The sequence below is a fragment of the Streptomyces violens genome (assembly GCF_000717745.1).
Taxonomy (GTDB): Bacteria; Actinomycetota; Actinomycetes; order Streptomycetales; family Streptomycetaceae; genus Streptomyces; species Streptomyces violens.
In genome coordinates this window covers 351,751-375,158 of record NZ_JOBH01000010.1, presented here as the reverse complement: position 1 = coordinate 375,158, position 23,408 = coordinate 351,751, and the positions used below count along the sequence as shown (strand labels likewise).

Below are 23,408 nucleotides of genomic sequence, written 5' to 3'. Positions count from 1 at the left end.
ATCTTTTTGGTTTCCTTTACCCCGTGAACCCCGGATTCGTTTGCCTTCGGCAACCAAGTGCTTCTATGGTTGCCTCAAGCAACAAAAGATGTGTGGAGGTGCCCATTGGCCGCGCAGGGTCAGTACCAGGAGCTGGCCAGGCAACTCAGCGCCATCGGTGCCGTGAAACGCGAGCTCGGGCGCATCCTCCCCCACGACTGCCCGCCCGCCTCGGTAGGCGTGCTCACCATCCTCGACCGGTACGGCGAGATGCGGATGAGCAAGCTGGCCGAGCTGCTGATGATCGACATGTCGGTGACCAGCCGGCACGTCGCCCACATCGCGGAGCGCGGCTGGATCGAGCGGGAGCCCGACCCTCTGGACAAGCGGTCCAGGCTGCTGCGACTGACAACCCGCGGACGCGAACTGCTCGCCGAGCTGTCCGTCCGTTACACAGACTCCCTCGCCCGGTACCTCGACGACTGGTCCGACGACGACGTCGGCCGGCTGAACGAGCTGCTCGCGAAGTTGCACGAGAGCTTCGGCGACTGCCGCACCCGGGCGCACCAGGAACCCACGCGTACCGACGTCACACATACGGACGGCACGCGGAGCCCAAACACCCGTACATCAGCAGGACGATAAGGAATTACATGGCTACAACCACACCAGCCGGTGTGCGGGGCGGCCACGCCAAGCACGGAGGCGGCGGAGACGCCTCCGCCGGAGCGCCCATGACGCACCGCCAGATCATGGAGGCGCTGTCCGGGCTGCTGCTCGGTATGTTCGTCGCCATTCTTTCTTCGACGATTGTGTCGAACGCGCTGCCGGAGATCATTCATGACCTGAACGGTGGGCAGAGCGCCTACACGTGGGTGGTGACGGCCTCGCTGCTGGCGATGACGGCGACCACCCCGCTGTGGGGCAAGCTCTCCGACCTGTTCAGCAAGAAGCTGCTGGTGCAGCTCTCGCTGGTCATCTATGTCGCGGGCTCGGTCGTTGCCGGTCTGTCGCAGAACAGCGGGATGCTGATCGCCTGCCGTGTCGTGCAGGGCATAGGCGTGGGCGGTCTCTCCGCCCTCGCACAGATTGTTATGGCCGCGATGATCTCGCCGCGTGAGCGGGGACGGTACAGCGGTTACCTGGGCGCCGTGTTCGCCGTTGCGACCGTTGGTGGGCCGCTGCTCGGTGGCGTCATCACCGACACCTCGTGGCTCGGGTGGCGCTGGTGCTTCTACGTCGGCGTGCCCTTCGCGGTGATCGCGCTGATCGTGCTGCAGAAGACCCTGAAGCTCCCCGTCATCAAGCGCGAGGGCGTCAAGGTCGACTGGCTGGGTGCCTTCTTCATCAGCGCGGCGGTCTGCCTGCTGCTGGTGTGGGTCACCCTGGCCGGTGACAAGTACGACTGGATGTCCTGGCAGACCGGTGCCATGGTCGGCGGCGCCGTCGTGCTCGCGCTGATCTTCATCCTGGTCGAGACCAAGGCGGCCGAGCCGATCATCCCGCTGCGGCTGTTCCGCAACAAGACGATCTCGCTGGCCTCCGCGGCGTCGCTGTTCGTCGGTATCGCGATGTTCTCCGGCACCGTCTTCTTCAGCCAGTACTTCCAGCTGGCGCGCGGCAAGTCGCCGACGATGTCCGGCGTGATGACCATCCCGATGATCGCGGGGCTGTTCATCTCCTCGACCGTGTCGGGCCAGATCATCACCAAGACCGGCAAGTGGAAGGCGTGGCTGGTCTCCGGTGGCGTGCTGCTGACCGCGGGCCTCGGCCTGCTGGGCACGATCCGGTACGACACCGAGTACTGGCACATCGCGATCTTCATGGCCCTGATGGGTCTCGGCATCGGCATGATGATGCAGAACCTGGTGCTGTGCACGCAGAACCAGGTCGCCCCCCAGGACCTCGGCTCCGCCTCGTCCGTCGTCACCTTCTTCCGCTCCCTCGGTGGTGCGGTGGGTGTCTCGGCGCTCGGCGCGGTGCTGGCAACCCGAGTCACGCACTACGTCAAGGACGGCCTGACCGACCTCGGACCGGCTGCCGCCAAGGCCGCTCAGTCCAGTGGGGCCGGCGGCGGTGGCATCCCGGACCTGGACGCCCTCCCGGCGCCCCTCCGGACGGTCATGGAGAGCGCCTACGGGCACGCTGTCGCGGACATCTTCCTGATCGCCGCCCCGTGCGCGCTGCTCGCCTTCCTTCTGACGCTTTTCATCAAGGAGGTCGCCTTGAAGACCAAGGGTGGACTGGCTCAGTCCTCCGACGACGGCTCGGACGCCACGGCGTCCGGTGCCACCACGGACGCGACGGCGGTTCCGGCCGACGCCGCGGCCGCCCCGGCCACCGCCTCGGCCGCCGCCGCTTCGGCCGCCTCGTCCGAGGAGCGGGAACCGGCCCTGGTCGGCGCCCCCTCCGTGGCCGACGACCGGACGCCGTCCTGGGCGCAGGCCCAGCCGGCCAAGGCCACTCAGGCCCAGCCGCTGGCGGCGTACGCCTCCGCCGGCGACCCCGGCACCCCGGAGGGCCCGGCCATCACCGGCTTCGTCCGGAACGGTGACGGCAGCCCGGTCCCGCGCTCCGCGGTCACGCTGATCTCCCTCAGCGGCCGCCAGCTGGGCCGCTCGGTGGCCCAGGCCAACGGCTCGTACGTACTGAACGCCCCCGGCGCCGGCTCGTACGTCCTGATCGCGGCCGCCGACGGCCACCAGCCGCAGGCGTCCACGGTCGTCGTCGGCGACCAGCCGATCGGCTACGACATCCTGCTCAGCGGCACCAGCGGCCTGCGCGGCCAGGTCCGCAGCGTGGTCACCGGCGCGCCGGTGGACAGCGCGATGGTCGTGGTCACGGACGTCCGCGGTGAGGTGCTGGCGACCGGCAAGACCGGCGTCGAGGGCAACTTCGCCTTCGACGAGCTGGCCGCCGGTACGTACACCGTCGCGGTGAACGCCACCGACTACCGGCCGACCGCACAGCCGGTCGAGGTCAGCGGCCAGGGCACCACCCGCATCGAGATCGCACTGCAGTCCGGCGCCCGCGTCCAGGGCATCGTCCGGGCCGGTGCGGACCGCCGTCCCCTGCCGGACGCGCGCGTCACGCTGGTCGACGCGGCGGGCAACGTCGTCGCGACCTCCACGACCGGTGCGGACGGCGCGTACGCCTTCACCGACCTGGACACCGGCGACTACACGGTGATCGCCAGCGGGTACCCGCCGGTGGCCAACGCGCTGTCGGTCGACGCGGCGGGGGTCGACGGTTACGACGTCGAGCTCGCCCACCCGGGCGACTGACCCTGGTCGGGTGATCGAACGGGGGCCAGGGCGGAAAGCCCTGAGAGCACAGCCCCGGTCCGGGGCGCGCGTTGAGCGGAGACGCGCCCCGGGCCGGACCAAGGGCCCCGGCGGCGGCGGGCGCACAGGCAGGGGACGGCCTGCACGCCGCCGGCCGGGGCCCATATGTACCAAGCACGAATCGGGAGTGGGTATGAGTTCGACTGGCGCGGGCGTTCGGGCACAGGTCCGGACACGCGACGGCTGGGCGGTCAAGCACGCGGTGCTGACCGTCACGGACATGACGGGCACGCAGGTCCTGCGGGCCACGGCCGACGAGGACGGCGTCGTGCGCGACGCGGCCCCGCTGCAGCCCGGCCCGTACACGGTGATCGTGACGGCCGTGGGCTACGCGCCGGTCGCCTCGACCTCGATCGTGACGGCGAGTGGCCGGATGGACGTCGGCAATGTGACGCTGGCCCGGCAGGGCGGCGCGGAGCTGCCGCCGCCCGGCCCCTGGACCATCGACCCGATGCACTCGTCGGTGGCCGCCGCCGCGCAGCACCTGGGGATCTCCAGCGTGCGCGGCCGGTTCACGGAGTTCTCCGGCCGGATCGACATCTCGGAGGACGTGGAGAAGTCGCGCGTCGAGGCGGTCATCAAGGCCGCGTCGATCGACACCGGCAACGGGATGCGCGACGGCCACCTGCGCAACTCCGACTTCCTGGACGTGGAGACCTACCCGGAGCTGACCTACCGCTCCACGGGTCTGGAAGCGGCCGGTCCGGACCGCTGGATCGTCCACGGCGACCTCGCGCTGCACGGCGTCGAGCGGCCGGTGGACCTGAACCTGTCGTACCTGGGCACGGGCCCGGACCCGTGGGGCGGTACGCGGGCGGCGTTCAGCGCCACCGCCGAGCTGCACCGCGAGGACTTCAAGATGAACTACAACCAGGTCGTGGCGGCCGGTATCGCCGCCATCGGCACCACCCTGAAGGTGGAGCTGGACATCCAGGCGGTCCAGGGGGACTCGCTGCCGATGGCCGGCTGAGCATCCCCCCTACGCTCCGCGGCCCCGGTCGCGGAGCGCCTCGATGCCCGCGATCTGCACGTCCAGCGCGTACGCGAAGTCGCGCTCGCGCATCTCGCGGACGCCGACGCCCTGCTGGATCTCCAGCGCCTTCGCCGACATCTCCATCGTCTCGGCGAACTCCGGGCGGCCCTGGACCGCCCCGACCACCTCCTGGAAGTACTCGTCCAGCGTCTTGCCGGTCTCCCGGCAGCGCTCCTCGTGCAGTCCCTCGATCGTGCTGAAGCCGTAGACGAACTGGAAGACCGCGCCGAGCGCCCCGGAGATCTCCTCCGGGGAGAGCCCGCTGGCCTGCATGACGCGCAGCGTCGCGTTGGAGAACGCGATCGCGTGCGGGCCCACGTTGAGGTACTCCCCCAGCAGCCGAGGCGCCCAGCGGTGGGTGACCAGTACCTTGCGGTACTCGGCGGCCAGGTGCCGCAGATGGTCGCGCCAGTCCGCCTCCGGGTCGCTCTCGTCCGGCAGCTCGATCTCGCCGGCCACCGCGTCGATGGCCAGCTCCAGCAGGTCGTCCTTGGTGTCGACGTACCAGTACACGGACATCGCCGTGACGCCGAGCGCGGCGGCCAGCCGGCGCATCGAGAACTTCGCGAGCCCCTCCGCGTCCAGCAGCCGGACCGTGGTTTCGACGATCTTGTCCAGATCCAGACCGGCCGGCTGGTCCGCCTTCCGCTTCAGTGGAGGACGTTCGGTCAGCCAGACACTCTTCCGCGGTTTCCCGGCGCGGCTGCCCGTCGCTTCCATGGCCGGCCCTCCCTCATCGCTGAACTGGTCGTACGCGGTCTGCCGCCTCGATGCTATTCCGCTTCGGCACGGGAGTGCCCCGCCCGTTCGGCGCGTTCGGCACGGCCGAGCAGGATGCCGGCGAGCACACCACCCGCGAACACCGCCGCGGCGCCGACCAGTTGGCTGGTCTGGATGCCGGTCGCGAAGGCGTCCCGTACGGCGGCGCGGTCCGCGTCCGTACGGGCTGCCGCCAGCGCGGCGGGCAGCGAACCGGCACCGGCCGCGACCGCCGGGAGCAGCGCGGCGAAGCGGGAGTTGAGCACCGCGCCGAGTACGGCGACGCCCAGACCCTGGCCGCACTCCATGAGCGTGCCGTTGACGCCGGCGCCGACGCCGGCCTTGGCGGGCGGTATCGAGGACATGATGGCGTTGGCCATGGCCGGCATCGACAGCGCGACGCCGATGCCCATGACGATCAGTCCGGTGAGCATGCCGCTGTAGGAGCCCGCGCCCGAGAGCGAGATGGCCGCGAGGCCGCCCGCGAGCAGGGTCATGCCGACGGCTATGGTCCGCGGCGTGCCGAGCTTGACCATCCAGCGGCCCGCGAGGCCGGAGAAGTTCAGCACCACGGCGGTCAGGGCGAGCGGCGCGATGCGCAGCCCCGCCTCCAGCGGCTCGTAACCGAGCACCATTTGGAGATGCTGGGTGAGCAGGAACATCGAGCCGCCCATGCCGAACGCGACGAGGATGCCGCCCGCGACGGCGCCGACGAACTTCCGGTCGCGGAAGAAGTGCATGTCCAGCATCGGATGCGGGGTGTGCAGCTCCCAGCGGGCGAAGACGGCGAGGGCGAGGAGGCCGACGAGGGCGGAGCCGAGCACGCGGGCGGAGAACCAGCCGTGGTCGGGGCCCGAGATGATCGCGAAGACCACGGAGACCATGCCGATCATGGACAGTAGAGCGCCGGGCAGGTCGGGACGGTCGCCGGAGGGGTTCTTGGACTCCGGTACCAGCTTCAGCACGGCGATCAGGCCGAGCACCGCGACCGGAATGTTGATCAGGAAGATCGAGCCCCACCAGAAGTGGTTGAGCAGGGTGCCGCCGATCAGCGGCCCGGCGGCGAAGCCGAGGGAGTTGACCGCTCCCCATATGCCGATCGCCTTGGGGCGCTCCTCGTTGTCGAAGATCTGGACGACGACGGCGAGGGTGGTGGTCATCAGCAGCGCGCCGCCGATGCCCATGCCGGCCCGGGCGGCGATGAGCTGGCCCGCGGACTGCGCGTAGCCGGCGCACACCGAGCCGACGCCGAACAACACCAGGCCGGTGGCCAGCATCTTCTTGCGGCCGTAGCGGTCGGCGGCGTTGCCGGCCGTGAGCAGCAGGCCGGACTGGACCAGCGAATAGGCGTTGATCATCCACTGGATGTCGGCGGTGGTCGCGCCCAGCTCCTTGTTGAGGGAGGGGACGGCGACATTGAGGACGGTGTTGTCCAGGAGGACGGTGAGCTGCGCGAGGCAGATCACGCCGAGGATGATCCAGCGCGTGGGATGGCGCGGCGGGCTCTCGGCGGGTGCGGCAGCGGAGGCCACGGGGGACGACATGGAGGCTCCCTGTACGGATGCGAGCGGGACGCTTACACCGTACAGGGAGCCCTTATACGCCGTACATTTAGTTTTTGGGCCCGGCTCCGGGATTAGTTCCTGGGGCTGGTCAGGTCGTAGAGCGTGGTGCTGCCGACGGTGACCTTCTTGTAGTTCTCGGCCACCCAGGAGGTGATCTTCGAGGAGCTGCCCTGGCCGCCGCCCGGGCCGCCGCCCATGCCGCCGCCGAGGAAGTAGTGGATCTTCCCGTCCTGCACGTACTCCTTGAACTGCGCGAGCGTCGGGGACGGGTCGCTGCCGTTGAAGCCGCCGACGGCCATGACCGGCTTGCCGGTCGCGAGCTGGTAACTGGCGGCGTTCTGCGAGCCGATGGAGGCGGCGACCCAGGTGTACTCGTCGGCGTCCGCCAGCAGCTTCTGCTTCACGGCCGTGCTGACCTGCGAGCCGTTGAGCAGGCCGCCCATGCCGCCGGCTCCGCGCATGGCGCCGCGCTCGCCGGTACGCAGGCCGGGCGGCATGCCCGCCTTGCCGGTGCCCGTGCGGGGCGGCGTGCCCGTCTTGCCCGGCGTTCCCCCTCCCTGGCCGGGCGGCATTCCCGGCGGGCCGCCGTTGCCGCCGCCGAGCTTGCCGTCCGGACGGGCCATACCCCCCGGGCGACCCATACCGCCCGGACCACCCATGCCGCCCGAGACCGACGGCCCCGCCGTGATGATCGAGCCCGTGTGCGGGGTCGTCACCGTGTTCAGCGTGTACGCGAGGGGACCGGCCAGCGCGGTCGCGAGGCCCAGCCCGGCGGCGCCGACGGCCAGCCGGCGTCCGGCGCCGGAGGTGCCCCGCCCGAAGGCCGCCAGCGCGACCGCCGCGAACAGCCCGCCGATCAGTACCGCCCAGCGCAGCCACGGCAGCCACGTCGGAGACCGGTCCAGCAGGACGTACGACCAGACCGCCGTGCCCGCGACCGTGCCGGCGAGCACCGCCGTCGCCGCGAGGTGCCGCCGCCGCTGCCACAGCAGTGCGGCGCCCATGCCCACCAGCGCCGCGATGTAGGGCGCCAGGGCGATGTTGTAGTACTGGTGGAAGATCCCGGACATGAAGCTGAAGGTCGCGAAGGTCATCAGCAGCGCGCCGCCCCAGACCCAGAACGCGTCCCGCTGCTGCGCGCCGAGCGCGTCGGTCGCACGCCGGGCCCGCCACAGTACGCACAGCCCCGCGATCAGCAGTACGAAGGCCGCGGGCAGCAGCCAGGAGATCTGGCCGCCCATGTCGGAGGAGAACAGCCGGTCGATGCCGGTCTCGCCCCAGCCGCCACCGCCGCCGCCCCGGCCACCGCCGCCACCGCCGACGCTGCCGGTCTCATTGCCGTTGATCCGGCCGAGGCCGTTGTAGCCGAAGGTCAGCTCCAGGAAGCTGTTGTTCTGCGAGCCGCCGATGTACGGACGCGAGGCCGCGGGCCACAGCTCGACGAGCGCCACCCACCAGCCGCCGGAGACGAGGAGCGCGAGCCCGGCGAGCAGCAGTTGCCCGATCCGCTTCCGAACGGTCGTGGGCGCGCAGACCGCGTAGACCACGGCCAGCGGCGGCAGGATCAGCCACGCCTGCAGCGTCTTGGTGAGGAAGGCGAGACCGAAGCAGAGTCCGGCCAGCACCAGCCACTTCGTCCGCGCGTCCTCAAGGGCGCGCAGCACGCAGGCGATCGCGCAGACCATCAGCAGGCAGAGCAGCGCGTCGGGGTTGTTGAAGCGGAACATCAGCGCGGCAACCGGAGTGATCGCCAGCGCGCCGCCCGCGAGGAGTCCGGCGCCCGCGCCGAAGCGCCGGCGCACGGTGGCATACAGCACGCCGACCGTCGCCACGCCCATCAGCGCCTCGGGTACCAGGATCTGCCAGGCGCCGAGCCCGAAGAGCCGTACCGACAGGGCCATCGGCCAGAGCGCGGCCGGCGGCTTGTCGACGGTGATGGAGTTCGCGGCGTCCGAGGAGCCGAAGAAGAACGCCTTCCAGCTCTCGCTGCCGGCCTGCACGGCCGCCGAGTAGAACTGGTTCGCGTACCCGGAGGCGCCCAGGTCCCAGAGGTAGAGCACGGCGGTGACGGCGAGCAGCCCGGTCAGGGCGAGGCGGTGCCGGTTCGTAAGAAAGGTGGTCACTGCGTACTCCCGGACTCGTGGTGGTGCAGCCGCTCCGGGAAGACCCAGGCGCGGAAGAGGAGGAAGCGCAGCACGGTCGCGGCGAGGTTCGCGGCGACCAGTACCGCCAGCTCCGTACCGTGCGAGGGGTCGCCGGCCGCCGCGTTCAGGGCCGCCAGCGAGCCGCTGGTCAGGGCCAGTCCGATGGCGAAGACGACCAGGCCCTGGGCCTGGTGGCGGACCGCGCGGTCGCGGCCCCGTACGCCGAAGGTGAGCCGCCGGTTGGCCGCGGTGTTGCCGAACGCGGAGACCAGCAGCGCCAGCGCGTTGGCGAGCTGCGGCCCGAGGCCGAGCCGGAAGAGCGAGTACAGCAGGAGGTACGCGACCGTGCTGAGCGCGCCGACCACGCAGAAGCCGACCAACTGACGGGCCAGTCCGCCCGGTACGCCGGTGAGCTGCCGGTCCCGCGGGTCGTCGCCGAAGGGCCGGGCCAGCCGGTCCAGCGGCAGCGCGCCGGTGGCCAGCGCGCGCCCCACCCGCCACACGCCCTTGAGGTCGTCGGTCGCGGTCTTCACGATGTGCACGGTGCTGTCCGGGTCGTCCACCCAGTCCACCGGTACTTCGTGGATGCGCAGCCCGGCCCGCTCGGCGAGGACCAGCATCTCGGTGTCGAAGAACCAGCCGGTGTCCTCGACCATCGGCAGCAGCCGCTCGGCCACGTCGCCGCGGATCGCCTTGAACCCGCACTGCGCGTCGCTGAACCGGGCGGCCAGCGAACCGCGCAGGATCAGGTTGTAGCCGCGCGAGATGAACTCCCGCTTGGGGCCGCGCACGACGCGCGAACTGCGGGCGAGGCGGGAGCCGATGGCGAGGTCGGAGTGGCCGGATATCAGCGGCGCGACCAGCGGCAGCAGCGCGTTCAGGTCGGTGGAGAGATCCACGTCCATGTACGCGAGGACGGGCGCGCCGGACATCGTCCAGACGGTGCGCAGCGCCCGGCCGCGGCCCTTCTGCTCCAGCCGTACCGCGGTGACCTCGGGAATCTCGTCGTCGAGCCGGGCCGAGACCTCGGGGGTCAGGTCTGTGCTCGCGTTGTCGGCGATGGTGATCCGGAAGCCGTACGGGAAGGTGCGGGCCAGGTGGTCGTGGAGCCGCCGTACGCACGGTTCGAGGTCGCGCTCCTCGTTGTAGACCGGGATCACGACGTCCAGGACGGTCGTGGTGCGGTCGGGGCGGAGGTGTTCGCGCGGCGGCAGGGAGCCCAGCGGGACGGTGGATCCCGGGGCCGGCTGTGTCGTCGTCATGGGACCGACGTTCGTCGGCCCCGCTGTCACGACCGTGTGGTGAGGCTGTGGCCTGCCTGTGAGTACTCAGCGGCGCCCGGGCCATCCCCCTCCGCGGGCAGCCGCACCGTGAAGACCGTCCGTCCCGGGACGCTGTCCACGCCCACCTCGCCGCCGTGCGCGGCCACCACCGCGCGGACGATCGCCAGGCCCAGCCCTGTGCTCCCGGCGGCCCGTGACCGCGAGGCGTCGCCGCGCGCGAACCGCTCGAAGACGTGCGGCAGCGTCGCCGCCGGGATGCCCGGGCCGTCGTCCGCAACCTCCAGCAGCACGGCCGGGCCGTGCCGGGCCACCCGCGCGGTGACCGTCGTGCCCTCCGGCGTGTGCGTCCGCGCGTTGCCGAGGAGGTTGACCAGTACCTGGTGCAGGCGTGCCGCGTCGGCCCGTACGAGCGCGGGGGCTTCGGGGAGTTCGAGCCGCCAGTGATGGCCGGGGCCGGCCGCGCGCGCGTCGCTGACCGCGTCCACGACCAGCGGTGAGAGATCGGTGCTCGCATACGAGAGCGGGCGTCCCGCGTCCAGCCGGGCGAGCAGCAGCAGGTCCTCCACCAGCCCGGTCATCCGGGTCGCCTCGGACTCGATGCGGCCCAGCGCGTGCCGGGTGTCGGGCCCTGGGTCCTCGCGGCCGCGCCGGGTCAGCTCGGCGTAGCCGCGGATCGAGGCGAGCGGCGTACGCAGCTCGTGGCTGGCGTCGGCGACGAACTGCCGCACCCGCGTCTCGCTCTCCTGACGTGCCGTCAGGGCTGAACCGACGTGGCCCAGCATGCGGTTGAGAGCCGCGCCCACCTGGCCGACCTCCGTACGCGGATCCGCCTCGGCCGCCGGTACCCGCTCGTGCAGCGCCACCTCGCCCTGGTGCAGCGGGAGTTCGGAGACCCGGGTGGCGGTGGCCGCGACCCGGCGCAGCGGCCGCAGCGCGAGGCCGACCATGGAGGCGCCCGCGATGCCCGCCGCGATCAGCCCGGCGGCCGTCACACAGACCTCGACCACGATGAGCGTGCCGACCGTCTCCTGCACCTGGTCCAGCGGGAAGCCCACGACGACCGAGCCGTCGCCCGTGGACTCGACCCGGTAGTCACCGAGCCCGGGCAGCGTGGCGGTGTGCGGCTCGCCGTCCCGGGGGACCGCCGCCAGCGCCCGGAGCTGCCCGTCGTTCAGGGCATCGAGGTGGTCGGCGGGCTCGTGGCTGCCCGAGTCGTTGCTCTTCGCGCCCCGCGCGAGATCGCCGTCGGGCGCGACCCGGGCGCCGACGGTGCCGATCGGCTGGCCCGGCATGGCGATGAAGTCCAGGCTCTGCCGCTTCAGCGGATCGTGCGCGACCGGGCCGCCCTGCGTGCGCCGCACGGAATCGCCGAGCTGGTGGTCGAGCTGATTCTGGAGGTAGTCGTGCAGCGCGATGGCGGTGACCGTACCGATGACGGTGCCGACGACGGCGATCAGCGCGACGGCGGCCACCACCAGCCGGGTGCGCAGCGACCACGGGCGGCGGCGCCCCGAACGACCGCCGGGAGTACGGGACATGACTGCTTTCCCCGTCTACTCACCGGGCTTGATCAGGTACCCCGCGCCGCGCCGGGTGTGGATCATCGGGCTGCGGCCCGCGTCGATCTTCCGCCGCAGATAGGAGATGTACAGCTCCACGACGTTGGCCTGGCCGCCGAAGTCGTAGGACCAGACCCGGTCCAGGATCTGGGTCTTGCTGAGCACCCGGCGCGGATTGCGCATCAAGTACCGCAGCAGCTCGAACTCCGTGGCCGTGAGGTGGATGTCCACCCCACCGCGCGACACCTCGTGACTGTCCTCGTCCAGCAGGAGGTCGCCCACCGCGAGCACGGACGAGGGCCGTACGGCGGCGGCACCGGCCCGGCGCAGCAGCCCGCGCAGCCGGGCAACCACCTCCTCCAGGCTGAACGGCTTGGTGACGTAGTCGTCGCCGCCCGCGGTCAGCCCGGCGATACGGTCCTCCACGGCGTCCTTGGCCGTGAGGAAGAGGACCGGCACATCGGGCAGGTCGCGGCGGAGCCGGCCCAGTACGGTCAGGCCGTCCAGGTCGGGCAGCATGACGTCCAGGAGCACCGCGTCCGGCCGCCACTCGCGCGCGGCCCGCAGCGCGCTCGCGCCGTCCCCGGCGGAGCGGATGTCCCAGCCTTCGTACCGCAGCGCCATCGACAGCAGGTCGGTGAGCGACGCCTCGTCGTCGACGACGAGCACGCGCACCGGGCTCCCGTCGGGGCGCAGCAGTTCCGGGTGCTTCTTCACGGAGGGCGGCGAGCCGGCAGTGGCAGTCATGCCGACCAGCCTGGCCGCGGCCTCTGAGAACCCCCTTTCGGGTTTCTGTGAATCAGCTGAGAAACGCAGGCAGCGGAGTGCATGACCGGCTGGGCCGCCCCCCGCGCGGTCCAGCCGGTCTCACTGGTAAAAGCATGGCAGGCACCACTGACAATCGGCCCTGAGCGCGGGGGCGGTGGCCGTCCGTACGTTACGGCCCGCTCGTCCGGTCCGCCGTGCTCAGAACAGCCCCTCCTGCCGCCCCGTGTCCTCCTGGCGCTCCTCCGGCACCACCGCCGCCGTGGTCACCCGCCCGGCCGCGGCGCGCAGCACCCATCCGGCCAGCAGCCGGGTGTCCAGGACGAGCACGGGCCCCCTACCGGCCTGTTCCAGGTACAGGTCCGATCCGGCCGCCGCCAGCACGGCCCCGGCGATCTCGTCCCCCGCCCGCAGCGCCGCGATCCCCGCCAGGGCCCCCGGCTCCGCCGGAATGCGGCCGAGCCCGAACACCTCGGAATGATCGACGTACGCGTACGGCGCCGCCCGGAGCGCCTCCGGCCAGCCCGGCAGCGACTGCGCCTCGCGGTGCAGCGCGGCCACCGCGGCGGCCCGCTCGGCGGCCGGCGGCAGCGCCCGCCGCGCCGCCCGCTTCTCCGCCTTGCCGAACCGGTCCCGTACCGCCAGCGCGCTCCCCAGCAGCGCCTCGGCGCGCCGCGCGGCCATCAGCGGCCCGCGCCCCAGCCAGGAGTACCCGACCGCGCCCTGCTCCAGAAGGCGCGCCGCGCCCCGCTCGGCCGCGGTGATCCCCACCTTCAGCAGGCCGGGCCCGAAGTACGCGAGGTAGACGCCGTACGGACGCGGATCATCCGCCATGGTGTCCGCCGCCACCGACCGCGAACGGTCCAGCCGCGCGCAGTCCGCGCACTGGTCGCGCGCGCCCGCCCCGTCCAGCACCGCGGCGTGCGGACAGAGGATCCACCGCCCGGCCCGCCGCACGCCCAGACAGCGCCGCTCACCCTCGACGGCGAACGCCAGCGGCTTCCCGGCGGGCAGCTCGCTGCGTCGCTCCTCGGCCCGCTCCGGGCGGCACCAGCCCAGCCCGAACGCCTCGCCCGACCAGCGCGGCCCCGTGCACCGCCAGCTCGTCCCCACGCACCCGCCGCCCTTCGCCCCGCCGGTCTCACCCGGCCGCCCTCACACCGCGGCCGTCGCCCCCGCCTTCGTCCCCGCTCCGTACTCCGCTTCGAGCCCCGCCTGCGGCCCCGTCTCCGGCCCCCGGAACGTGCTCCGGTACTGGCTCGGCGACACCCCCAGCGCCACCTGCAGATGCTGCCGCAACGAGGCCGCCGTGCCGAAACCGGCGTCCGCCGCCACCCGGTCCACCGACAGGTCCGTCTCCTCCAGCAGCTGCCGCGCCCGCTCGATGCGCTGCTGCGTGAGCCACTGCAGCGGCGAGACCCCGGCCTCCTCCCGGAACCGCCGGGTGAAGGTCCGTACGCTCATCGACTCGCGCGCGGCCAGTTCGCGCAGACTCAGCGGCCGGTGCAGCTGCTCCAGGGCCCAGGCCCGGGCCCTGGCGGTCGTGGCGAACTGACGCTCGGGCACCGGGCGCCGGATGAACTGCGCCTGGCCGCCCTCGCGGTGCGGCGGGACGACCGTGCTCCGCGCGACCTCGTTGGCCACCGCGGCGCCGTGGTCGCTGCGCACCATGTGCAGGCAGAGGTCGATGCCGGAGGCGACTCCGGCCGAGGTCAGGACGTTGCCGTCCTCGGTGTAGAGCACATCGGGGTCCACCCGCACCGCGGGGAACAGCCGCCGGAAGTCCTCCGTGGACCGCCAGTGCGTGGTGGCCCGCCGGCCGTCCAGCAGGCCCGCGACGGCCAGCACGAAGGCGCCCGTACAGATCGACGCGACCCGGGTCCCCGGCCTGATCCGGTCCAGCGCCGCGGCGAGCGGCGCGGACAGCCGCCCGTCCTCCGGGTCGTAGTCCTCGTGCGAGGCCGGCACGACGACCGTGTCCGCCTCGGCCAGCGCCTCGGGCCCGTGCGCCACATTGATCGTGAAGTCGACGTCCGTCCGCACCTCACCGGGCTCGACGGCGCAGGTCACCACCTCGTACAGCCGCTCCCCCGCGGCCGACCTGGCCTGCCCGAAGATCCGGTGGACGATGCCCAGCTCCATCGGCAGCAGACCGTGCCGCACCAGGACCGCGACCCGGTGCCGCCCGCTCTCCGTGAAAGCACCCATGGCCCGATTCTTTCACACCATGGCCATCAGGCCACTCGTTTCGGGTCACCGCGCCACCGACGATCGAGGACATGAAGATTCTCTGGCTTTTCGCCCACCCCGAGCAGCGCTCCCTGAACGGCGCACTGAAGGACGACGGCATCGCCGCCCTGCGCACCGAAGGCCACGAGGTCCGGGTCTCCGACCTGTACGCGATGAAGTGGAACCCGGTCGTGGACGCCGACGACTACGGCCACGACCCGGCCGACCGCCTGGACGTCGCCAACCACTCGCGCGAGGCGTACGAGAGCGGGCGCCTCGCCCCCGACATCGCGGCCGAGCACGAGAAGCTCGACTGGGCGGACACGGTGATCATCCAGTTCCCGCTGTGGTGGTACGGAATGCCCGCGATCCTCAAGGGCTGGTTCGACCGCGTCTTCGTGAAGGGCTTCGGATACGGCGTCTTCGACGAGGCCACCGGGCGCACCCTGCGCTACGGGGAGGGCAGGCTGGCCGGAAAGCGCGCGATGGTCGTGCTCACCGTCGGCGCCCGCGAGCACGAGATGGGCCCGCGCGGCATCAACGGCGGCCTGGACGCCGTCCTCTTCCCCCTCCAGCACGGCACGCTCTGGTACGCGGGCATGTCCGTCCTGCCCCCGCTCCTCGTCGCCGGGGCCAACCGCTTCTCGCCCGAGCGGTACGCCGAGGCCGCCGCCCGGCTGCGCGAGCGCCTGAGCACCCTCGCCACCACGCCCCCGATCCCGTACCGCTCCCAGAACGGCGGCGACTACGACGCGAACCTGACGCTCCACCCTCACCTCGCCCCGGGCCGGGAGGACCTGCGCATCCACGAGGACGGCTGACCGCGCGCCGGGAACGACGAAGCCCCCTCCGGGTCACCCGGAGGGGGCTTCGTGCACTGTGCGCTCGGCAGGATTCGAACCTGCAACCTTCTGATCCGTAGTCAGATGCTCTATCCGTTAAGCTACGAGCGCTCGGCTTCCCGGCGGTCTTTCGACCCGGTCGGCACTGCGGGACAACGGTACATGACCTGCGGCGCAGCACGAAATCCGGCTTCCCCCGCACCCACCGCCGCCCGCGCACGACGCCACACGACAAAACCCCCTCCGGGTCACCCGGAGGGGGTTTCGCGCACTGTGCGCTCGGCAGGATTCGAACCTGCAACCTTCTGATCCGTAGTCAGATGCTCTATCCGTTAAGCTACGAGCGCTTGACTTCCCGGCCGTCTTTTCGGCCGGTCGGCGTTGCGGGAACAACATTACATGAGCCGGGCCGTAGCGCGAAATCCATTAGCCGGACCATGCCTGACCTGCAAAAACAGCGAAGCCCCGACCAGTTGGCCGGGGCTTCACCCACAGTGCGGAGGCGGAGGGATTTGAACCCTCGATGGGCTTTAAGACCCAAACCGCATTAGCAGTGCGGCGCCATAGACCGGACTAGGCGACGCCTCCACGCAACGCCACCCGCGCGAACGCGATGTGGTGTGTGCAGATGATGGCACAGCTCAGCGTGCTGTCACCAATCGAGGTCCACGGTACTAGGCGCACGGGCGGCTGGGCAAAGCACTTCCCGCCGGTACGGACCGGCGTCGCGGCGCGCGGTGCGGCACCTGGTCGCGGTGCGCGATCGCGCGGTTGCGCAACGTACGGCGCGGTGGAGCGTTAACAGGGACAGGGGTGCCCACCCCCTCCCGTCCCCGTTCCCACACCCTGGAGAGCCCGATGGCGCTGCGCCGCATTGCCGCCCTCGTCCTGACCGCCGCCACCTGTGCCATCACGCCCGCCATCGGCGCGCCGACGGCCGGTGCCGTCACCCCGTCGGAGCAGCACCGGCTGATGCCGGTACCGCTGTCGCACGGCGGGGACCGCCTGACGGTGACCGTCAGGGACTCGGGCAGTACCGCGATGGACGGAACGCACGAACTGAAGTGCCACCCCACCGGCGGCGACCACCCCAAGGCGCAGGACGCGTGCCGGGCGCTGGACAAGGCGACGCGCTGGGGCAAGGACCCCTTCGCTCCGGTGGCGCCCGACGCGGTGTGCACGATGCAGCACGGCGGGCCGGCCACCGCGCACGTCACGGGCCGCTGGGCCGGGCGCCCGGTGGATGCCACCTTCAAGCGCGACAACGGCTGTGAGATCGGCCGCTGGGACAAGCTCGTACCGCTGCTGCCCTCCACCGCTTCCTGACGAGAGCCCGCCGACGGAGCCCAAGTCGACTCAAAAGTCGACGTCAGGGCGGTGCCGGGAGACAAGGACGCAGGGCGGGCCGGACGGAAGATGAGGTTCCGCTTCCCGTGAAAACCGGTCGGACGCGCGCGGAAACCGGCCGGGTTTCGTGCCCAAGTAGGGCCCCAGATCAGGACGCGGGGCACATGTCGGGCGTGCGCCGAGTCGCACAAGGCCGTGGCATTACCTCCTCGTCATCCGCCTCCGCGTCCCCGCCCGGTGCCCGTAGACTCCCTTCCAGTGACACGTCACGGTGGGTTTCAGTCACACACCACGGTGGGTGTCGGCAAGATGCGGTCATCAGGGAGGAAGCGTCGTCGTGAGCAGCAGGCCATCCCGAGGCGCTGCTCGCCTCGCAGCCATACTCGACGCCTTGCCCGACGCATTGTTGCTGGTCAACTGCAACGGCACGGTCGTCAACGCCAACACCATCGCTCTGGAGACGTTCGAGGCACCGGGCACTGCTCTGGTGGGCCGCGGCCTGCTGGACCTGCTCCCGACGTTCGACTCCAAGCGCATCCCCGGGTCCATGCGGCGCCCCGACGCCACGCACGAGGGCGGGCGGCAGAAGCCGACGCGGATGGTCGCGCGGCGCACGGACGGTACGGAGATGCTGGTCGAGGTGACCAGCGCCAATCTTGAGGACGGCCGCACCCCGTACGAGTCGGCCTTCGAGGCCGCGTACGCGGACCACCGCTCCTCGTACACCGGCGACGAGTTGCTGATGCTCGTCGTCCGCGACCTCTCCGGCCAGCTCGACATCGAGAGCGAACTGGCCCGCCAGCAGCGCCAGACCGAGATGATCCTGCGCGCCGCCGCCGAGGGCGTCGTGGGCGTGGACGCGGACGGCAAGGTCGTCCTCGTCAACCCGTCCGCCGCGCAGATCCTCGGCTACCGCGCGAGCGAGCTGGGCGGCAAGGAACTGCACCCGCTCATCCACCACTCGCGCGCCGACGGCACCCCCCTCCCCTGGGCGGACACCCCGCTCGCCGACACGCTCAAGTCCGGCCGCAAACACCGGGTGCGCGCCCAGGTCCTGTGGGCCAAGGACGGCCGCGCGGTCTCCGTCGACCTCACGACCGCTCCGGTACGGGACGGCGACCAGCTCGTCGGCGCCGTCATGACCTTCACCGACCGGCGCCCGATGGACGCGCTGGTGGCACGGCAGGCCCAGCTGCTCGCCGTACTGGACCAGTCGCTGCGCGGCCCGCTGGAGCAGCTCCGCACCGAGCTGGGCACCCTGGCGTCCGACCCCGCGGGCCAGCTCTGGCCGGAGGCCAACCAGGTACTGCACCACCTCACGGCCGGGTACAGCCGTATGACGACGCTGGTGGACAACGTCCTCAGCTACCAGCAGCTCGACGCGGGCACGGACAAGCTGCAGCGGACCGAGGTCTCGCTGGACGCGGTGGTCGCCGCGGGCGTGGAGGGCGCGGTCGAGCTGATCGGCCCGGGCCGCGCGCAGTTCGCGGTGCACGCGCCGCCCCTGAAGGCCGAGGTGGACGCGGCGCGGCTGGCACAGGCGCTCTCGCACCTGATCGCCGATGTCGCGGGCGTCGACTCGACGGGCAACACGCCCGCGGGCGCCGCGCCCGCCGGTGACTCCACGATCGTGGTCGCGGCCGCCAAGCGCGGCGCGGTCGTCCGCATCGAGGTACGCGGCCCGTACAGCGGCGGCGACCCGGTGCACGGCCCGATCGTGCGCGGCATCGTCCGGCTGCACGGCGGCGTGCTCCAGACCCATGAGGTACCGGGCGGCGCGGGCGGCAGCGCGTACGTCCTGGAGGTACCGGTCAAGGCGGACGGCTCGGCGGCACCGGCCGGACAGCAGGTGGGCGGTACGGACGGGACGGTGGAGATGCCGGCGTCCGGTACCGGCGCTGGTGCCGACGCCGGTTCCGGTGCTGGTACCGATGCCGGTTCCCGTTCCGGGGCACCCGGCGAAGGCGGTACGGACGGCCGTGGCACAGGCGGCCGGCGGCGGGGCAAGCCGGAGCAGGAGTCCGCGGGCGGCGGGCTGCCCGCGCTGCCGGCCGCGCCCGCTCAGGGGACCGCGGACGCCCAGCAGGGACCGCAGCCGAGCGGCCGACGGGCCCGCCGTGCGCTCTCCGACACGGCCGGACGCTCCATTCCGAACCAGCTTCCGGCCCATGTACCTGCGGGGCAGGGGGCGAACCAAGGAGCGAACCAGGGTACGAACGCGCCGCAGCAGGCGCCGCAGGGCGGCCCTGAGCAGCCGTCACGGTCCGCCGCCAGCGCGCTGACCCCGGCCGCGGGTCCGGGCCGTCCGGGTCCGGGGCAGCAGCCTGGTCAGGGCCGCCGCGGTGATCAGGCGTCCGGTCAGGGCGATCAGGCCGGTCAGGGCGGGCAGAGCGGTCAGGGCGGGCAGGGGCCCGCTGGGCTCAGCCCCGCGCGCTCCGGTGGTGCGCCCGCATCGGCGCCCGCCGGGCAGCAGAGCCCGCGTACGCCGTTCGCGCTGCCGCCCGCCGCAGCCGACCAGCATCCGGCCCAGGCCGCCGCACAGGCCCCGGCCGCTCAGTCCCAGGCCTCGGCCCAGCCGCAGCCCGGTGCGCGGCAGCCGCAGCCCGGCGCTCAGCAGTCGCGGCCCGCGCTGCCTGCCGCCGGGGCGCAGGCTCCCGACCCGCGGGCGGCCGCCGCCCAGGCACCCGCGCCGCAGCTCCCCGCCCAGGCCACAGGCCCGCAGGGTCCCGTCGGCCAGGGTGAGCCGGTACCCACGGGTACTGGCCGCCGCCGTGCCCGCCGGGCTCCCGAGGAGGCATCGGGTACCGCTGCGGGAGCGCCCGACGGGGCCAACGCGTCCGGTGGCGCGCTGCCCGCGCTGCACGGCGCCGGTGCCGGTGCCGGAACCGGGCAGGCCGGTCCGGCCGCCGGCGGTGAGTGGGACACGCCGACCGGCCGGCGTCGCGCGCGCCGCGCCGCCGCCGAGGAGCGGGCCGCCGCTTCGATGGCCGACTCGGAGTCCACCGGTACGTTCGTGGTGGGCGCCGGAGGCCAGGTCACGCACCCCGAGGACGACACCGCGGCCCCCGCGCCGACGGGCCGCCGCCGCGGCCGGCCCAGCCCGGCCGAGGCCGCCGGGCCGCACGGCCAGGAGGCACAGGCCGCGCAGGCCACCCAGGCCGCACAAGCAACGCAGGCCGCACAGCAGCCCGAGGACGGACGCCAGGCACAGCCACAGCCCCAGCCTCAGGCGCAGTCCCAGGCTCAGCCCCAGCCCCCGGCCTCGCCTCAGGAGAACGGCCGGCGCAGCCCCTCCGTACCGCGCCAGTCCGCACCCGGTCAGCAGGGCGCCGCGGGCCGGCCCCTGCCCGTACCGGAGGAGGAAGCGGGGCAGTCGGACGGCCGGGCGTTCAGCGTGCGCACGCTGGGGCAGGGTGTCCCCTTCGCCCAGCAGATCGCCGACCAGCACCAGCCGGCCAACGGCCGACCGGGCCGGCCGGGCCGCCACGGCCAGCCCGCCCAGGAGGGCCAGACCCAGGACAGCCAGTCGACCGTTGGCGCCGGCGGCGCCAACGGCACCCTCGGGGGCGCCGGCAGCGCCGGTTCCGGGCGGCGCCGGAAGCTCGCCGCGCCCCCGCAGGACGACGCGCGCGGCACCGGCTCCGAGATGGTGCCCGCCGCCCGCGCCCCGCAGGGCGGGCAGCCGCAGCCGCAGCCGTCGCTGATGGAGTCCACGGAGGGCCGCGCGTTCGCGATCTCCGCGCCGGGCGAGGGCCAGGAGGGCCCCGAGCCGCTGGACGGCCCGAACGGCGCCATAGAGGTCGTGGACCGGCAGCCGCCGCCCATGGACGACGAGCTGCCGCCCGAGCCGCTGGACAACCCGCGCCGGCTGCTGGTGTGGCCGGCGCCGGACGCCTCGACCGAGCAGGCGCTCAGCGAGCGCGGCTACCGCCCGGTGATCGTCAACTCCCGCGAGGAGGTGGACGCGCAGATCGCGGCGTACCCGGCCGCGCTCTTCGTCGACCCGCTGACCGGGCCGATCACCCGCAAGGCGCTGCAGTCGCTGCGCCAGGCGGCGGGCGCCGCCGAGGTGCCCGTCCTGGTGACGGCCGGCCTGGCCCAGGCGACCCGGGAGGCGGCGTACGGCGCCGACCCGGCCGTACTGCTCAAGGCGCTCGCGCCGCGCGACAGCGAGCAGCACCCGTCGCGCGTCCTGCTGATCGAGGAGAACGACGCCGTCGCGGGCGCGCTCACCACGTCGCTGGAGCGGCGCGGCATGCAGGTCGCGCGGGCCGCGACGGACGCGGACGCGGTCAGCCTCGCCACCCAGATCCGGCCCAACCTCGTGGTGATGGACCTGATGCAGGTGCGCCGCCGGCGGGCCGGGATCGTGGACTGGCTGCGCGCGAACGGGCTGCTCACCCGCACCCCGCTGGTCGTCTACACCTCGGCCGACATGGACCCGGCGCAGCTGCCGCGGCTGGTGTCCGGCGAGACCGTACTGTTCCTCGCCGAGCGGTCCACCAGCGCGGACGTCCAGGGCCGCATCGTCGACCTGCTCACCAAGATCGGCACCAACTAGGCGCGTCCTGCGGGGCGTGCCCGAGACGGGGCACGCCCTACGGGGGCGCGCTCTACGGCTTGGTGATGATCCGGCGCACCGCCGTGCCGATCGACTCGCGCAGCCGGGCCCGCGCCTCGTCCGTGTCACCGACCAGGATCTTCCGCATCTGCGGCATGGCCGCGTACCAGGCCGCCACGCCGAGCAGAATGAACGCCAGGTCGCGCGGCGGCAGGGTGGTGTCGATGGCGCCGCGGCGCTGCGCGTCGGCGAACGCCTCGGCCTTGCGGTCGTAGTGCGAGCTGCGCTCGTCCTCGCGCGGCAGGGGACCCGTGCCGTACTCCAGTCCCTCCCACAACAGCAGCCGCAGCAGCTGCGGGTGGGTGTCGTGGTACTCCAGGAGCCGGTCGACCCAGGCGTCCGGGTCGTCGGCGTCGATCGGCATGTCGCGGGCGTGGTCGACCAGCCGCTTCTCGAGGACCTGCGCGAACAGCTCGCTCTTGTTGCCGAAGTAGGCATAGATGAGCTGCTTGTTGGCCTTGGCCTCGCGGGCGATCCGGTCGATGCGGGCACCCGCGATGCCGTACGCGGCGAACTCCGCGGCCGCCGCTTCGAAGATGCGTGCCTTGGTGGCCGCGGGGTCCCTGGTCCCTGTCATGGAATCAGCGTAACCAACCGTTTGGTTGACACGACCGACGCACGCGCCGAGACTTATAACCAACCAGTTGGTTGCTACCGGGGAGGAAGCCACCGCCACCATGCCCACCACGCCGTCGGCCAAGCCGTCCACCGCCCCCGCCCGCGAATCGGCCGGCGAGGAAGCCCTGGCCCCCGCGCCGCAGAGCCGCACCGGCCCCCCACCCGGCCTCCTCCTCGCCGTCATCTCCCTCTGCACCGCCGCGACGGTCGCCAACATCTACCTCGCCGCACCGCTCCTCGGCCTCATCGCCCGCAGCTTCGGACTGCCCGCCGCCGGCGTCAGCTGGATCACCGCTGTCTCCCAACTCGGGTACGCCATCGGCCTGTTGTCCTTCGTACCGCTGGGTGACACCGCCAACCGGCGCCGCCTGATCGCCGTGCTCTCCGTCGTCACCGCCGCCGCGATGACCGTCGCGGGGCTCGCCCCCGGCCTGCCCGCCCTGGGCGCCGCGCTCCTGGTCGCCGGCGCCACGACCGTCATCCCGCAGCTCCTCGTGCCGCTGGTCGCCGAGCGGGCGCCCGCCGCGCGCCGCGGCCTGCACGTCGCGGCCGTGGTCGCGGGCCTGTTCACCGGCATCGTCGCGGCCCGCGTACTGGGCGGGCTGGCCGGCCAGGCGTACGGCTGGCGCGCCGTCCTCCTCGGCTCGGCCGCGCTCACCGTACTGATCGGCTGCGTGACCGCCGCGCTGCTGCCGCCCGAGCGCCGCGAGGTCTCCGGCGCGCTGCTGACCCGCATCGGCAAGGGCATCGCCCAGGTCCCGGGGACCCTGACCGCCTCCGCCGACCTGCGGCGCGCGTGCCTGCGCCAGGGCGGGCTGTTCGGCGTGTGGAGCGCGCTGTGGACGGCGGTGGTCCTGCTGCTGACCGGCGCGCCGTACCACTTCTCCACCGCGACCGCCGGGCTCTTCGGCCTCTTCGGGCTGGTCTCCGCGATGGTGGCGCCGCTGGCCGGCGGCCTGATCGACCGCTTCGGTACGAACCGGGTGGTGGCCGCCGCCTACACGCTCTCGCTGGTCTCCGTACCGCTCTTCTGGCTCGGCGGTCATCAACTCTGGGCCCTGTGCGTGGCAGCCGTCCTGCTGCACGCCGGCCTGGTCTGCGGCCAGGTCGCCAACCAGACCCGCGCCCTGACCTCCACCGGCTCCCCCGCCGCGGCCAACACCGCCTACATGGTCACGGCCTTCTTCGCCGGCGCCCTGGCCTCCGCCCTCACCGGCCCGGTCTTCACCCACTGGCACTGGCCCGGCGTCTGCACCCTCGCCCTCCTCTGGCTCACCGCGGGCCGCTTCCTCCCCCACCACAGGCCCGGCCGCCGCTGAG

16 protein-coding genes and 3 tRNA genes are annotated in these 23,408 nt (G+C 72.7%); 7 read left to right on the top strand and 12 right to left on the bottom strand.

The window, feature by feature from the left end; all coding sequences use genetic code 11:
* The first annotated feature begins 105 nt into the window (after nucleotides 1–105).
* From IF04_RS0120860 to IF04_RS0120850, 3 genes are all read left to right on the top strand, one after another.
* Nucleotides 106–624: a MarR family winged helix-turn-helix transcriptional regulator gene (locus IF04_RS0120860; protein ID WP_030259799.1), complete on the top strand. Its 519-nt coding sequence runs from the start codon at nucleotides 106–108 to the stop codon at nucleotides 622–624.
* Nucleotides 625–713: 89 nt separating this feature from the next.
* A complete protein-coding gene (locus IF04_RS0120855; protein WP_483855320.1) occupies nucleotides 714–3,263 on the top strand; it encodes an MFS transporter in 2,550 nt (849 codons plus the stop codon).
* Between the two features lie 193 nt (nucleotides 3,264–3,456).
* Nucleotides 3,457–4,293 carry a YceI family protein gene (locus tag IF04_RS0120850; RefSeq protein WP_030259794.1) on the top strand — a complete coding sequence of 279 codons (837 nt, stop codon included), beginning with the start codon at nucleotides 3,457–3,459 and terminating at the stop codon, nucleotides 4,291–4,293.
* A gap of 9 nt (nucleotides 4,294–4,302) precedes the next feature.
* Here the strand turns inward: IF04_RS0120850 and IF04_RS0120845 are convergent, their stop codons facing one another.
* From IF04_RS0120845 to IF04_RS0120810, 8 genes are all read right to left on the bottom strand, one after another.
* On the bottom strand, nucleotides 4,303–5,076 hold the full coding sequence (locus IF04_RS0120845) for a TetR/AcrR family transcriptional regulator (RefSeq protein WP_030259789.1): 774 nt from the start codon (nucleotides 5,074–5,076) through the stop codon (nucleotides 4,303–4,305).
* 53 nt (nucleotides 5,077–5,129) lie between these two features.
* Entirely contained in the window at nucleotides 5,130–6,659 is a 1,530-nt protein-coding gene (locus IF04_RS0120840; RefSeq protein WP_030259786.1) for an MFS transporter, read from the bottom strand.
* 92 nt (nucleotides 6,660–6,751) lie between these two features.
* A complete protein-coding gene (locus IF04_RS39870; protein WP_425428431.1) occupies nucleotides 6,752–8,803 on the bottom strand; it encodes an ArnT family glycosyltransferase in 2,052 nt (683 codons plus the stop codon).
* The gene (locus IF04_RS39865; protein ID WP_051831403.1) at nucleotides 8,800–10,086 is read right to left on the bottom strand and encodes a bifunctional glycosyltransferase family 2/GtrA family protein; all 1,287 of its coding nucleotides are present in this window, start codon (nucleotides 10,084–10,086) and stop codon (nucleotides 8,800–8,802) included. Before IF04_RS39865 ends, IF04_RS39870 begins: the two co-directional genes overlap by 4 nt.
* Before the next feature lie 26 nt (nucleotides 10,087–10,112).
* Nucleotides 10,113–11,645 (bottom strand): sensor histidine kinase, encoded by a 1,533-nt coding sequence (locus IF04_RS0120825; protein ID WP_051831402.1) that lies wholly within the window; start codon nucleotides 11,643–11,645, stop codon nucleotides 10,113–10,115.
* 15 nt (nucleotides 11,646–11,660) lie between these two features.
* Nucleotides 11,661–12,413 carry a response regulator transcription factor gene (locus IF04_RS0120820; RefSeq protein ID WP_030259772.1) on the bottom strand — a complete coding sequence of 251 codons (753 nt, stop codon included), beginning with the start codon at nucleotides 12,411–12,413 and terminating at the stop codon, nucleotides 11,661–11,663.
* Between the two features lie 219 nt (nucleotides 12,414–12,632).
* On the bottom strand, nucleotides 12,633–13,544 hold the full coding sequence (locus tag IF04_RS0120815) for a DUF2797 domain-containing protein (protein WP_030259768.1): 912 nt from the start codon (nucleotides 13,542–13,544) through the stop codon (nucleotides 12,633–12,635).
* A 42-nt stretch (nucleotides 13,545–13,586) separates the two neighbouring features.
* Nucleotides 13,587–14,639 carry a GlxA family transcriptional regulator gene (locus IF04_RS0120810; protein WP_051831401.1) on the bottom strand — a complete coding sequence of 351 codons (1,053 nt, stop codon included), beginning with the start codon at nucleotides 14,637–14,639 and terminating at the stop codon, nucleotides 13,587–13,589.
* Between the two features lie 71 nt (nucleotides 14,640–14,710).
* On the opposite strand from IF04_RS0120810, the gene IF04_RS0120805 reads away from it, so the two are divergent.
* Nucleotides 14,711–15,481, top strand: coding sequence for an NAD(P)H-dependent oxidoreductase (locus IF04_RS0120805; RefSeq protein WP_030259763.1), 771 nt, complete (start codon nucleotides 14,711–14,713; stop codon nucleotides 15,479–15,481).
* A gap of 59 nt (nucleotides 15,482–15,540) precedes the next feature.
* Here the strand turns inward: IF04_RS0120805 and IF04_RS0120800 are convergent.
* The 3 genes from IF04_RS0120800 to IF04_RS0120790 form a co-directional block, all read right to left on the bottom strand.
* Nucleotides 15,541–15,613: transfer RNA gene (locus tag IF04_RS0120800), tRNA-Arg, on the bottom strand.
* A gap of 163 nt (nucleotides 15,614–15,776) precedes the next feature.
* Nucleotides 15,777–15,849 (bottom strand) — tRNA-Arg (locus tag IF04_RS0120795).
* A 150-nt stretch (nucleotides 15,850–15,999) separates the two neighbouring features.
* Nucleotides 16,000–16,090, bottom strand: a tRNA-Ser gene (locus IF04_RS0120790).
* 225 nt (nucleotides 16,091–16,315) lie between these two features.
* Between IF04_RS0120790 and IF04_RS0120785 the strand changes: the two genes are divergently transcribed.
* The gene (locus IF04_RS0120785; protein ID WP_245654449.1) at nucleotides 16,316–16,828 is read left to right on the top strand and encodes an SSI family serine proteinase inhibitor; all 513 of its coding nucleotides are present in this window, start codon (nucleotides 16,316–16,318) and stop codon (nucleotides 16,826–16,828) included.
* A 358-nt stretch (nucleotides 16,829–17,186) separates the two neighbouring features.
* A complete protein-coding gene (locus IF04_RS0120780; RefSeq protein ID WP_030259756.1) occupies nucleotides 17,187–21,410 on the top strand; it encodes a hybrid sensor histidine kinase/response regulator in 4,224 nt (1,407 codons plus the stop codon).
* A gap of 52 nt (nucleotides 21,411–21,462) precedes the next feature.
* Here the strand turns inward: IF04_RS0120780 and IF04_RS0120775 are convergent, their stop codons facing one another.
* Entirely contained in the window at nucleotides 21,463–22,047 is a 585-nt protein-coding gene (locus IF04_RS0120775; RefSeq protein WP_030259752.1) for a TetR/AcrR family transcriptional regulator, read from the bottom strand.
* A 100-nt stretch (nucleotides 22,048–22,147) separates the two neighbouring features.
* On the opposite strand from IF04_RS0120775, the gene IF04_RS0120770 reads away from it, so the two are divergent.
* Nucleotides 22,148–23,407 carry an MFS transporter gene (locus tag IF04_RS0120770; protein ID WP_051831399.1) on the top strand — a complete coding sequence of 420 codons (1,260 nt, stop codon included), beginning with the start codon at nucleotides 22,148–22,150 and terminating at the stop codon, nucleotides 23,405–23,407.
* Nucleotide 23,408: the final 1 nt, after the last annotated feature.

Coding starts and splice junctions, on each gene's coding strand:
- IF04_RS0120775 (WP_030259752.1), bottom strand. CDS start 22,047: ATGACAGGGACCAGGGACCCCGCGGCCACCAAGGCACGCATCTTCGAA.
- IF04_RS0120770 (WP_051831399.1), top strand. CDS start 22,148: ATGCCCACCACGCCGTCGGCCAAGCCGTCCACCGCCCCCGCCCGCGAA.
- IF04_RS39865 (WP_051831403.1), bottom strand. CDS start 10,086: ATGACGACGACACAGCCGGCCCCGGGATCCACCGTCCCGCTGGGCTCC.
- IF04_RS0120820 (WP_030259772.1), bottom strand. CDS start 12,413: ATGACTGCCACTGCCGGCTCGCCGCCCTCCGTGAAGAAGCACCCGGAA.
- IF04_RS0120825 (WP_051831402.1), bottom strand. CDS start 11,645: ATGTCCCGTACTCCCGGCGGTCGTTCGGGGCGCCGCCGCCCGTGGTCG.
- IF04_RS0120805 (WP_030259763.1), top strand. CDS start 14,711: ATGAAGATTCTCTGGCTTTTCGCCCACCCCGAGCAGCGCTCCCTGAAC.
- IF04_RS0120840 (WP_030259786.1), bottom strand. CDS start 6,659: ATGTCGTCCCCCGTGGCCTCCGCTGCCGCACCCGCCGAGAGCCCGCCG.
- IF04_RS0120855 (WP_483855320.1), top strand. CDS start 714: ATGACGCACCGCCAGATCATGGAGGCGCTGTCCGGGCTGCTGCTCGGT.
- IF04_RS0120845 (WP_030259789.1), bottom strand. CDS start 5,076: ATGGAAGCGACGGGCAGCCGCGCCGGGAAACCGCGGAAGAGTGTCTGG.
- IF04_RS0120810 (WP_051831401.1), bottom strand. CDS start 14,639: ATGGGTGCTTTCACGGAGAGCGGGCGGCACCGGGTCGCGGTCCTGGTG.
- IF04_RS0120850 (WP_030259794.1), top strand. CDS start 3,457: ATGAGTTCGACTGGCGCGGGCGTTCGGGCACAGGTCCGGACACGCGAC.